Source organism: Pontibacter ummariensis, assembly GCF_900188175.1.
In the GTDB taxonomy this organism is placed as follows: Bacteria; Bacteroidota; Bacteroidia; order Cytophagales; family Hymenobacteraceae; genus Pontibacter; species Pontibacter ummariensis.
This window is the reverse complement of sequence record NZ_FZOQ01000026.1, coordinates 43,795-56,588: the sequence shown is the minus strand read 5'-3', so window position 1 is coordinate 56,588 and position 12,794 is coordinate 43,795. Positions and strand designations below refer to the sequence as shown.

Here is a 12,794-nt window from a genome sequence, read left to right as displayed (position 1 = left end):
CTAGCCGGATGGGCCTAAATATCTACCGGATAAGAGTCCCCCCCACCTTCGGCACCCCTCCTTGAAAAAAGGAGGAGAGCACAAAGAATCAAGCTCTCCAACAACTAAACGCTATAGCTTATTCTTTCCTAATCGAAGATATAAACTTACCTAGTTTTTCTGTGATGCGCCGGGATTGGGGTCCTCTATTCGTGGCTATTGCGGTGCCCCTAAGGGCAGCCCGCAGCGGAGCTTATAAGGGATCCTGCCCAGATGTGGAGCACTAAGTTATACACTACGAAAAAGGGCTTTCGTAATTCTTATAGGATAAGCAGTCACTACGCCAGTTTAAGCAAAACATGAATCCCTAACAACTTTCTGAACTAACTAAAGGACATCACTTAATGAAGTAAAAACGCAAAATAAAAAGGTAGAAGACTTAACTTCTACCTTTTCCTTCATCCAGTAGGATACTTACTTCAAGCGCATCAGCTTTTCCATGTTCTGCTTGCTTACATCCAGCAAACCAACTTCGGGGAGGCGGCTGGTTAGTTCGCGCCAGTTTTCGTCTTTTTTGTACACCTCCCGGAGCAGTTTGGCTGCTTCATCCACCTGCCCACTGTTAGCCAGGCCGATGGCATGCCAGTACTTCATCTCCAGGTTGTTCGGAAACATGGCCTCGGCTTTGCCATACTCCTGCATGGCTTGCTGCATCTGTCCTTTCTCTACAGCCAGGTCGCCTTTGTTCATGTGCTCGTAGGCGCGGTATACTTTTAACAAGCGCTCCAGTTCTTCCAGCGGTTGCTCATTGTCATCTACCCGTAAGTCAATGGTCTTAGCCTCCCAGGGCGCAGCTGTCTGCCCGGGCACGACCACTAGCGCTGCCGACTGCCTGCCCCGGATATCACCACCTGCCTGTTCTCCGGCCTGCAAAGCGAGTAATACCCGCTCCGCCAGTGGCTGCCCCTCGCTCTTTTCGAAGGCTCGCGCCATGGCAGGCCATACCTTGTCTGTCAGCATCATGTTTGCCTGCACCGAGAAGTTCTTGCCTGTAATGTCGCCGGCATAGCGGATACACTGCTTCCCCGTATGAGCCGCCACTCTGCCCTGCGCATCAATGATAGCCACCTGGCGTACCTCGCGCCCCTCGTCGTCGGCTAAAAGTATTGCCAGGGCCTCTTCCGGCGTCTTGCCTTCCTTCAGCAATGCGAGCCCTCGAGGGCCAAATGATTTGTTAGTAAAAGACTGAGTAGCTACAGCGCCAACCCCAGCTTCGGCCCATGGCACGGCAGTACCTACCGAAAACCAGTGGCTTTGCACGCCTACGGCCATCTCTCCAGTCTTTGGATCACGGGCCACGATGGAATAGGTATGCGCTAAAGGCTCCTCGGCTTTAAACGCCTGTGCTTTTGCCCCAACCGAGGCTAATAATGATACTCCCATAGCTAGTAGAGTAGTTTTTAATTTCTTCATCTTCATTCGTTGTATTTACCGTTTCTGTTTCCCCCTCACCAACAGCACTGCCCAGACGCGCACCTTTTCAAAGCCTTTTAAAGGGGCTTAAACAAATATAAGCGTTTATCCTATGCCCCAGGAATTCCTTCTGCTACAACCTATAGTAAAAATAGCAGTATAACTATGTAATCTTAGCAGTACCTTTAGAAGATGCCGTTTGGCATCCTGCAAGTACCCCTTATACATGAAAAACACAACAGGAGATAAAAAGCTGAGCCGCATGGCCATGCTAATCGACGGAGACAACGCCCAGCCTAGTTTAATAGTAAAGCTATTAGCCGAGGCAGGCAAATACGGAGCTCCCACCATCCGGCGTATTTATGGCGACTGGACGACCCCCCAAATGAACGGCTGGAAGGAGTGCCTGAACAACCACGCGATACAGCCCATACAACAGTTCCGTTACACAGTGGGCAAAAACGCCACAGACAGCGCCCTCATCATTGACGCGATGGACCTACTTCACTCCGAGCTAGTGGATGGCTTCTGCATCGTCTCCTCTGACAGCGACTATACGCGCCTGGCGACCCGCATCCGGGAAGAAGGCATATTTGTGATGGGCATCGGGCAGCGCAAAACTCCCAAGCCTTTCGTGAACGCCTGTAACATATTCATTTTCACAGAGAACCTTGTCGACAACATAGACGAGCGGAAGATAGAGCAGACAGAGAAAGGGACTGAAAGCGGTAATACAAACCAGCGCCCGAACCCAGTGCCGCTGTTGAAAGAGGCGTTCACTATGTCGGCGGATGAAGACGGCTGGGCGCACCTGGGTATGATGGGAAGCAATCTCCGCCAACTGGATCCTAGCTTCGACCCGCGTACCTTTGGTTATGGGCAGCTGCTACAGCTGATCAAGGCGCATAAAGATCTTTTTACCATCAGGAAGGAAGAAGACAAAGGACGCTCAGCGGTATATATAAAGCGCAAAGACAAACGGCGCACCAGTAGCAGAACCCGCAAAAAACCACAAGCCGAGCCTCAAAAGAATGCGTAGTCTGTTCAATTAAACGTGCAGTATCATATACCAAAAGCCCACACTGAGTAGCCTTTGCGGAGGAGGCCCATGAAACGGATGTAAAATTTACCATAGAGCGCCTTTAGAAGGTCGCTACCAAAAATGCCTGGCCTACAAAGAGGCCAGGCATTTTATTTGAGTATGCTTAATCAAAGTAACAGCATTTTTATCTCCTAAACCTTTTCCACCACCAGCACCGCTTTTTTTACTTCTCCCTCCTGCTCCATGCCCGGGAACGGCCTCACCTCTTTTAAGGTAAAAGTATACTTGGTTTGGCCAACGGCAGCCGTAACACTATACGTGCTGCGGATTGGCTCTGTTCCACATGCCCCAATGCAAAGTTCTATGTGCTCACTCTTTCCCTGACTGTTAGAAGCCGAAAGCACCACTGTCGCATTCCCGTACTGCATACACATAGCGTTAGCTGGACACCGGGAATCGTTCAAGTACTTCACATAGAGGTTTAACCGACGAGGCACCTGGTTTCCGTACACGGTTGTCTCCTCATAGTAAGCCAGTGAGAACTCCTGCCCAAACTTTACACCGTCGGTTACAACAACCTGCTCTTCTCTGCTTTGGAAAACCCGGGGATTGCCTTCCTGCTGGCACTGCGCAAACAGCAATAACAGGAACACAGTATAGGCGTACTTCTTCATAGTTTTTTTAAAGTTAATGGGTATCATACCAGGAAGAGCCTTTTACAGGGCAAAGGGTTGCATGCGGCCTGTCTGGAGTCCCTTGTAGATTTACTGGCACTTTCCTTACAGCAAGGCAGGCCGGTCCCCAAACCTGATAAACAAAAAGAGGCAGGCAAGCTCTTCGCTTACCCGCCTCTTTCTAAATAACAAGCGCTTATCCTCCTACAAGAGCCTGCTTTTTATTTGGTTGAAACAGTAGAGATAGCCTCTCCTTTTTCCCCTAATACATACTTCACGCCTCCCAAAAGATGCTGCACGAAGAGAGGCTCTGTATAGCTCTCTGAAGTATGACCTCCGGCAGTGTAAAAAGCCCTGCCCCCATCAAACTCATGGAACCAGATGATCGGGTGGTTGTCACCGTTCTTGCCGCCTTTGTAAGTAGTCTCGTCCAGCTTGGCCAGTACGTTCACTTCCGGATTGATGTCCTTGAAGTTATACCATTCATCAAAACGCTCCCACGCCTCAGGCAGGTGGCTTGTGGAAGGATGGCTTTTATCCTGTACCCGCACAATGGCTTTCTGCTGCTCCGGGTGACTTTCAAAATAGGCGCCTACCAAGCGGTTATACCAGGGCCACTCATACTCGGTATCGGTAGCGGCATGAATCCCCATAAATCCACCGCCATTTTTTATGTACTGCTCAAAGCCTACCTGCTGGGCTGAATCCAACACATCTCCGGTGGTACTCAAGAACACCACTGCATCATATTGTTTCAGCGAATCTTGCACAAAGACAGTAGCATTCTTGGTTGTGTCAACTGTAAAGCCATTCTCTTGCCCCAGTTTCTGGAAAGCGGCAATGCCATCCGGAATAGACTCATGGTAAAAGCCGCTGGTCTTGGAGAAAACAAGTACTTTCGGATTCTCCATGGGTTCGGTTACAACACTAGCCTCTGTCCCTACATTGGCATCTGAGGATGAACAGGAAGCCATCGAGCCTGTCAGCAACAGCAGGGCAGCCTTATACAGCAAATTGTTTTTCATGTTTCTTGTTATGAGTTTGATTAAGGTACGAAACCAAAAAATACTGATTTCGCTCCATTAATCCTAGTGATTATAGGCCTATGGCTTTGAACCCACTTCAGAAGAAGGTGGACCACCTATAGAGGATGGGGTAATCGATTAGCTCAAGAGGAAACTAGAGCAAATAGCCTGCACTTCATGAGTTCTCATCAAATCTAAAGGTTAAGAAAAGCTCCTTTACTTGTCTGTTAACATCTAACAGCGCAATCTATAGATATAAGACAAAACAAAATGAGGCACAAACCAGACTTTCTATATCACACCTTTACCAGCAACATCCCGCCAGAATTAGACCTAACCCTTAACAGCAAGAACTGATAAAGCTTTGCTTTCTTATCCTCCCACTTGTAGGCATCCTTCGATTAATAGGCATTCTCATTTCCCTTTATCGCTTGCCATACTGTTAAAAATATAATCTTCATATCCAAAAACAAGCTCCAGTTCTCTAAGTACCAAAGGTCAGCTTCTACCCGCTTAGACATGGCTATTGTTTCCTTGGTTTCTCCCCTATATCCATTTACCTGAGCCCAACCGGTTATGCCAGGTGTAAGAAAGTGACGCACCATGAAGTTGTGAATAAGTATAGAGTAATCTTCGGTATGCTTTAGCATGTGAGGTCGTGGCCCTACAACAGACATATCCCCCAGCCAAACGTTGATGAATTGCGGCAATTCATCAAGGCTAGTTTTTCGGAGAATCGCCCCAACCCGGGTAATGCGACTGTCCCCTTTACAAGCCTGCTTACTGTCAGACTCTGCGTTAACACTCATGCTCCGAAATTTAAGACAGTAAAAAGGTTTATTTCCTTTACCTGAACGAAGCTGCCTGAAAAGCACCGGCCCTTTTGAGTCTAGCTTTATAATAACGGCCAGTAAAGGGAAGAGCCAGCTTAGTAAAAGAATAATTACCAATGAGGAGAACAAAAGATCAAACAATCGTTTAGCCATCTCGTTTGCTTTGTTCTCTAGTGGTTCGTATCGGGGTGTCAGCACGGGTATACTACCATGCAGTTGAAAAATGTAACTTTTGCTAAAGAGTCCTTCTATATCTGGTACCAGTCTGAAGCGTATCATGTTTTTGTCTGCTTCCCTCATTAGCGCTTTTATTTTGTTTAACTCTTTGTTAGGAAGGGTACAATAGATTTCCTTAATACCATTCGTTACGGCGAAGTTTAAACATGTCGCTAAACTACCCTTCTCCACATCCTTCGCGGCACATTCTAGCTCTTGAGAAAATACATCATCAAATATACCTTCTACTTTATACCCTAACTGAGGATTACTACTTATATAGTTATACAAGTTAATACCAACAGAACCAGTACCTATAATTATTATTTTATCTGGATCAACTATATATGCACGATGAAACCTGCGCAAGAGCAAAAAGCTAAGCTTACCACACATAACCAAAGAAGAAAACAACAAGAAAAAGTATAAAACCCGCCCGCTAAACAAATTAAAGTGAGGGAACGACAATTTAAGAATCAGTAGTGCAATTAAGTACAAAACAAGACAAGCCGAGGTGGCTTCTATGGTGGGGACTGCATTCCGCCTTAGTGGATGCGAATACAAGCTAACCAAACTGGAACAATAAAACCAAAATATATTTAGCAGTAGAATGTTTAGCCTATAAAACTCCGGCAGGTTTTCACCAACATGACCAAACTTAATTGTAGAGTAGATAAAACATATTGCCAGGTTCAACAAGAAATAATCAAGAACCATGTTACCCCATTTGATATAAGTTATGTGTTTGCATTCCATAGTTTCAACAAAGTAATATTACTTATATCTGCTACTTTACCTATTCAAATCATATTCTAAGTTAAATATTATACACGATTATTTATATTTTAGATATCTTTATGAGCTAAAAAGAAGTGTTAATACTTGCGGAGATAGGCTTTTTGTTAGTCTACAGACAACTATAAATAGTATAAATACAACAATCCAAAGAAAGGCAAACAAGCTGTAATTAAAACATTAACTAATTTAAACGCATATGGACTTACAGCTGATCAGCGCAAGACAGCATAAACAAGATTAATATCATAAGTTAAGACAGTAAACTTTAAGCGTTGGTAGCCTTTATGCGCTCTTCCACAATGTATTTAATCCTAAAACACTTTACAAAGCTAGTTTACAGCAACTTCCTTAATCTAGAGTCTCATATCACTAGTCTACAAGCTTTATAGATTAAAATAAACGGTTCACAGTTAATGGAATAATTAAAGTACAACAACAATAAAATTTAAATCACAAGAGAAAGCAACATACTAATTAATATTTCTACTATACAATATACCACTTACTCAAAAGCAGCCAACATAAAGTTGACTATTTAATTATATAGCTATACTGCTTCACAACAAACCTTGTCAAATCGATACTCAAATCACTTCAAAACATAATTTAAATCAAAGCTCATCTATTGCATTTATATTATTTTTAATTTAACTTTACTGACTACATATAAAATAATAATCTTATAACATCATATCCGATAGAAATTATTATTGTTTAATCCCTCTAATTACATGTAGCATGAAATCAAAAGTGTTGCCTTACCTAATTCCAGATGCAGAAATCCAAGACATGGGATGGTACCTGGAATGCCCCATTCCGCAGCCTTCTGAAGGTTTAAAAGCGAATGCTTACTATTTTAGCCACCCAGAGTGGGCTGAAGAATATCTCACCTACTGCCATAGGAGTGAAGCTTTTAAAAGTAGATGGCAGGCAGCTGTTGGAGACTGGAATGACAAGATAGTAGTTGACATTGGCTGTGGTCCAGGCAATATCTTCGCTACGCTCCAGGGAAAGCCAAAACTGCTGATTGGTATAGATGTTGCCCCAGGCTCCCTGGAGCTGGCCAAAAAGCAGGGATATGACGTTCCAATCCTTGCTGATGCCACCAAACTGCCCTTCGTCTCGAACTTTGCAGATATAGTTACCCTAAATGCGGCCTTACATCATTGCGATGATATGGAAGCTATATTGAAGGAAGCAGCTCGGTTAGTGAAACCGGGTGGAATAATTGTGACGGACCATGACCCACAAATTAGCGCATGGGATTATAAAGGGCTAGCAAAACTGCTTTGGAATGGGCGTTTGTTAATATACAAAATCACAGGACACGGCTTCCATAAGACAGACAGCCAGCAATCTTGGGGATTAGCGTGTGAAATACACCACAAGCCTGGGCATGGTGTTAGTAAAGAATTTTTCATGAATAATTTAAAACCTTTAGGCTTTGAGGTTAACGTTTTTCCTCACAACCATGAACTTGGGGCAGAAGTTTTACGGGGAGAAAAAGGTAAAGCTGAGTTTAAATACAGGCTCGGGAACATTTTATCAGGGAGAAACCCAAACGCTGCCCATAGCGCCTTGACTTTGATGTGTGTAGCAAAGAAAAGTAGCGTTGCGGCATAAACGCCAACATAATTAGGCTAAGAATAAGCTACTTGTACACTATCAGGACTTAAATTTAAGTCAATCATTAAAAATTAAAAAGGCGAATACTACCTCAGTACTTCCTAAAAGCAACAACAGGTAAAAACATACAAGAGCCAAGATAGGCTACATGTATTATGTAACTGCTTTACCATCCCTTATATTGGACAATAATTCTAAAACCACCACAATCCGGACAGCAAGGTATTTATAGATTAGAATTGTATTAAGAACCCCATCATAAAGAAACAAAAAGGGTGAAAGATCAACTGGCTTAACTTAACTTACCTTTATCAGGATAGCCCCTCTAACACTTTAAGTCTTGTACAGTACACCTCAAGCATGCCCTGGATAAGGAAAGCCAGGGCATGCTGAAAATTACACCTGCCTTACATTTTCGCTGTTTCAATCCGTACAGCTGAAAGTATTATACTCATTACACATGCTTATTTTCTTTATTGTAGAGGTTGTAGTTCCTAGAGAGTCTCCTGACTGAACTTTACATTGAACGTATGAAAATGATAAACACTCAAGGTTTGCACTAGCACATATGCCCGTTATCTTGCAAGTTCGTAACACACAAACTTCCTTTTCGTCAGATAAAGTTTTAACCTTTACACTTCATCCAAAATAGAATCCAAAGCTCTGCTTAAAAGAGAACAAACTTATTTGTTAGTACCTCATCTTACTTTAGAATAGCTATGCAACTAAATGTACAAAGAGAACCAACTCTTGCAACTACACCTTACCTAAAGCATCCTGTTACTCTACAAGTTGGGACATTACATACAGAAAACGGCATAGAAGCAAGTTAAACTTACAACCCGACATAAGAAAACAAGAGCAAAAGACACACATCGTCTTAAACTAAACAGCAGTTAAAAGGCCCGGGTTAGACAGTCTAACCCGGGCCTTTTAACTCTCTTTTCTCTGTCCTTAGTTATCCCTACTGACAAAAAGCTATCTTTCCAGCACGAGCTTCGCGGTTTTGACGCCTGCTTTTGTCTGCAGCCGCACCAGGTACAGCCCCTTAGACAGCCCGCTGCCATCCACCGCCACAGAACGGCGTTCGCCAGCCTGCGCACGCCCCTGCTTCAGCAGCCCCACCAGCGCCCCACGCGCATCGTAAAGCCCTACCTCAAACTCGCCCTCCTGCTCGAGCACGAAACTCACCGTCGCCTCCCCTGAGAAGGGGTTGGGGTAAACCGACAGCACCTCTCCCTCCCGATGCTCCTGCTCCTGCAGCCCTAACAACGAGGCTACCGAGGTACTGGCAACAGCGGCCTCAGTGGTGAAGACCACGTCCACCCAATAGTTGCTGGACTGGAAGCTGCTGGAGGGGAAGGCCGGCGAGGAGGTGTAGCGGTAAACCCCGTTGCCCCCGTCCGTGCCGTTGGCCAGCCCCGTCAGCGGGCCGTTGGTGACCGCCTGCCCGAAACCGCCGTCGTTAACCGAGTAGTAGCCGGCGCTGCTGTGGTAGGAGATCACGTAGGTGGTGTTGGCCGAGACGGCAACAGGGGTGGCGAAAGAGGCCTGCTGCCAGCCCGAGGCCGTCTCGCCCGAGAACGCCACCGAGGCAAGCAGCACGCCCGTACTGCTGTAGAGCTGGCCGGTGTGCGTGCCCGTGTTGCCCGACTGCTTGTAGAAGCGCACCCCCGTCACGTAGCCACTCACAGAGGAGCGGAACTTCATCCCCAGCTGCAGGGCAGAGCCGTCGTTGGAGACGCTGCCGGAGGGAGTGTCCGTGGGCTTGAAGACCGTGCAGGGGCAGGTCACCGGCCCCTCATTCACCGTCACGTTTACCACGGAAGAGGTTGCCGCCCCGCCCGCGTTGTCGGTGGCCCGGGCCGTTAACTGGTAACTGCCCGCAGGAACGCTCGCCCAGCTGTACTCGTAGGGGCTTGTCAAGTCCTCGCCCAGTTTCGTTGTGCCCTGGAAGAACTCCACCCTGCTGACCGTGCCGTCCGTGTCCGAAGCATTGGCTGCTATGTTTATGGTGGCCGGGGCCGTAAAAGTGGCGTTGTTGGCTGGGGAAGTGAGACTAACCGCAGGAGCTACGTTGCCAGACCCCGCCTCAGTGGCGAAGACCACGTCCACCCAATAGTTGCTGGACTGGAAGCTGCTGGAGGGGAAGGCCGGCGAGGAGGTATAGCGGTAGACCCCGTTGCCCCCGTCCGTGCCGTTGGCCAGCCCCGTCAGCGGGCCGTTGGTGACCGCCTGCCCGAAGCCGCCGTCGTTAACCGAGTAGTAGCCGGCGCTGCTGTGGTAGGAGATCACGTAGGTGGTGTTGGCCGAGACGGCAACAGGGGTGGCGAAAGAGGCCTGCTGCCAGCCCGAGGCCGTCTCGCCCGAGAACGCCACCGAGGCAAGCAGCACGCCCGTACTGCTGTAGAGCTGGCCGGTGTGCGTGCCCGTGTTGCCCGACTGCTTGTAGAAGCGCACCCCCGTCACGTAGCCACTCACAGAGGAGCGGAACTTCATCCCCAGCTGCAGGGCAGAGCCGTCGTTGGAGACGCTGCCGGAGGGAGTGTCCGTGGGCTTGAAGACCGTGCAGGGGCAGGTCACCGGCCCCTCATTCACCGTCACGTTTACCACGGAAGAGGTTGCCGCCCCGCCCGCGTTGTCGGTGGCCCGGGCCGTTAACTGGTAACTGCCCGCAGGAACGCTCGCCCAGCTGTACTCGTAGGGGCTTGTCAAGTCCTCGCCCAGTTTCGTTGTGCCCTGGAAGAACTCCACCCTGCTGACCGTGCCGTCCGTGTCCGAAGCATTGGCTGCTATGTTTATGGTGGCCGGGGCCGTAAAAGTGGCGTTGTTGGCTGGGGAAGTGAGACTAACCGTAGGAGTCTTGTTGGGAAGTGCATTTATATCATATGTTGCTACATAATTACCTGTTGCACACCGGAAGAAAGCATATTCTACGCCTTTTATAGTCTCAGTTCTAAATGCTACCGGTGCTCCGTTTATAGTTAAGTTCACTAATAAACCTGTCTTTTCAGTGATAGGTAGCATTCCCTCCAGGTTACGGGCTCCACTCGCCACGCTTACTGTAAAACTAAGTGTACTGCCACTCCAGCTCATGCCACTGAAAGATGAACCGTTACGCCCATCCAACCAGGTGAGCATTTGTTTTGACGATATTACTGGGACATTGCGGGATTTTGCAGAAGCTATGATCTTATCAGATCCATCTGATGTTGCACCATCTGTATGCATATTAGCACAGAACACACCGTAATATCCCTCAGCTCCTAATGCTTTGTCCAATAATTGATCAACAGTGTAGGGGAAGGTCTGATCAGATTCGTCGGTCATTTGTGTTGTAAGCTGATAGCAATCAATAATTCCTCCTTCTAGATCAGCAAAACGCATAGGGATTGCTGATCCTGTAAACATACCTGGCCGGTCCAGGACCCACTTACTAGGCCAGTAATAATAGTTTGCGTCGAGCCTGATTCCTTTTGAGGATTCGACTTTCGGCTGTGAATGCCAATCACTCCACGCTAAACAGTGTGTGCGGTTAGTTGTGGGTGCAGCAACACTCGGGTACCGTGTTTTAAAATCCGCTAGCTGTGCAGTGAGATCTCGATCCAAAGAAGCTAGAGTGAAGTCTGTGCAGTTTGTGGTTGGGTGCAGAGCAATTTCAAAACCTTGCTGCTGAAATGACGCTGCTTGCGCGTCTGTCATAGCTGTTTGGGGATATATATAAGAGGTTCCTCGTATCGCTCTCCAATCAGCTACCGCTTCCGCACTGTTGTCTGCACTAAGTTGAAGATACTGGTTGAAACGTCCCACTGTCCCTCCCCCGCCATGGTCATCTCCTGTCATCACCACTGCCGCCTTCAGTCCTCTTGGTAAGTACCAGAAACGCGGTACCGGTTTGCGGGAGTTTAATGTAATAATATTTGCTAAAAGGCGTTGCTGCTCGTCAGCCTGCGGAATTGCCACTTTATTTAAGTCGGTCCAATCTGGGTAAAACTGGTCGTCCGACCGTATAGGCCCCTCCTCTCCATCTCTTTTTTGACCTGCCCATTGAGGGTTTCCCTGTCGCATGTATACTATCGAGCGTGCCAGATCATAAGTGAAGGCCACTGCTGTTCCACCGCTCTCACCTACGCTATGTGCGGTTATCGCAGGATAGGATGTAGCCGTATTAGCACCGGAGTATATAGTTGCAAGCCTTGTTGCTCCATTTAATGTATAAAGATCCGCGGTGCCTTGGTATTGAATAGTCTGGTTTACAATGCCTTTCCCTGGCCCAGATGCTGTATTTACCAGTAGGTATTTGTTTGCTAAAGTACCACCAGCTGCGACTAAGCCTAATAACGGGGCTAGTTTGGCATCAGGCCTTAAAGCAATTAAAGCCCCACCTGCCATAGTCCAATTACTAAGCATAGTTACCTGCGGTTCTGTTAGGGGAATATTCCCAACAATTACCACATCGTAACTGTTCAGCATTTCAGCGGTAACTGTTGCGACATCTGCGGAGGTGAATCCATTTAAGCCTTCTGCCCGCAAGATTTCAGCAGGATATTGACTAAACTTATTCGAGGTAGCACTGATTAAGAGAATAGAACCACCAGATTCGGCGAAATACCCCAAAGCAGAGGTGGAAGCAAACGGCGCCATGGCATGTAAAGCCCTTGCAAGATTTACAGTCTTGTCACCGGCAGAGTTTATGTCCGCTTTTCTGCCCACTACTGTGCGATTGAAATCGCTCTTGTATTTAGTGTCGCTAGCTAATCTATTCTCCTTAAATAGTTTAAAGTCTGACACAAGTTCTATAACTGATGCAGGAGTAAAATGGTGCACTAGCAACTGTGCAGAAGCAACATAGATGGAAGAGAAGACTATCAAAGGCAAAAATAGTTGCTTCCACGAAGTAGTAATTGTAGACTTCATACTCATAATCGCACTCTTTTAGTTTAGTAAAACGTGTAATACCCCAGAGGAAGCTTATTCAGAGACAACATGGCTTTGCAGTTGCAAGACTTTTACTCTTTGTAAATACACCTATTGGGTAAGTACAGGAATAGTTATATGTCGCATTGCAAAAGGCACCTATCTCATATTATTAATAACCTTAATTGTGTTAATAATATATTCAGCCTGT

The 12,794-nt window shown here is 46.9% G+C and carries 7 protein-coding genes; 2 read left to right on the top strand and 5 right to left on the bottom strand.

Features of this window, described 5'->3' with window-relative positions; all coding sequences use genetic code 11:
- Positions 1-453 precede the first annotated feature (453 nt).
- Positions 454-1,422, bottom strand: a complete 969-nt coding sequence (locus CHB92_RS21045; protein ID WP_373422670.1) for a DUF1028 domain-containing protein — start codon at positions 1,420-1,422, stop codon at positions 454-456.
- Positions 1,423-1,678: 256 nt separating this feature from the next.
- Between CHB92_RS21045 and CHB92_RS21040 the strand changes: the two genes are divergently transcribed.
- On the top strand, positions 1,679-2,491 hold the full coding sequence (locus CHB92_RS21040; protein WP_089321216.1) for an NYN domain-containing protein: 813 nt from the start codon (positions 1,679-1,681) through the stop codon (positions 2,489-2,491).
- 194 nt (positions 2,492-2,685) lie between these two features.
- Here the strand turns inward: CHB92_RS21040 and CHB92_RS21035 are convergent, their stop codons facing one another.
- The 3 genes from CHB92_RS21035 to CHB92_RS21025 form a co-directional block, all read right to left on the bottom strand.
- Positions 2,686-3,168: a hypothetical protein gene (locus CHB92_RS21035; RefSeq protein WP_089321228.1), complete on the bottom strand. Its 483-nt coding sequence runs from the start codon at positions 3,166-3,168 to the stop codon at positions 2,686-2,688.
- A gap of 221 nt (positions 3,169-3,389) precedes the next feature.
- Positions 3,390-4,193: a ThuA domain-containing protein gene (locus tag CHB92_RS21030; RefSeq protein WP_089321215.1), complete on the bottom strand. Its 804-nt coding sequence runs from the start codon at positions 4,191-4,193 to the stop codon at positions 3,390-3,392.
- Between the two features lie 401 nt (positions 4,194-4,594).
- Positions 4,595-5,998, bottom strand: coding sequence for an undecaprenyl-phosphate glucose phosphotransferase (locus CHB92_RS21025; RefSeq protein WP_089321214.1), 1,404 nt, complete (start codon positions 5,996-5,998; stop codon positions 4,595-4,597).
- A 780-nt stretch (positions 5,999-6,778) separates the two neighbouring features.
- Between CHB92_RS21025 and CHB92_RS21020 the strand changes: the two genes are divergently transcribed.
- Positions 6,779-7,663 (top strand): class I SAM-dependent methyltransferase, encoded by an 885-nt coding sequence (locus tag CHB92_RS21020; protein WP_089321213.1) that lies wholly within the window; start codon positions 6,779-6,781, stop codon positions 7,661-7,663.
- 981 nt (positions 7,664-8,644) lie between these two features.
- Here the strand turns inward: CHB92_RS21020 and CHB92_RS21015 are convergent.
- Positions 8,645-10,807, bottom strand: a complete 2,163-nt coding sequence (locus CHB92_RS21015; protein ID WP_089321212.1) for a DUF4082 domain-containing protein — start codon at positions 10,805-10,807, stop codon at positions 8,645-8,647.
- Between the last annotated feature and the right edge of the window lie 1,987 nt (positions 10,808-12,794).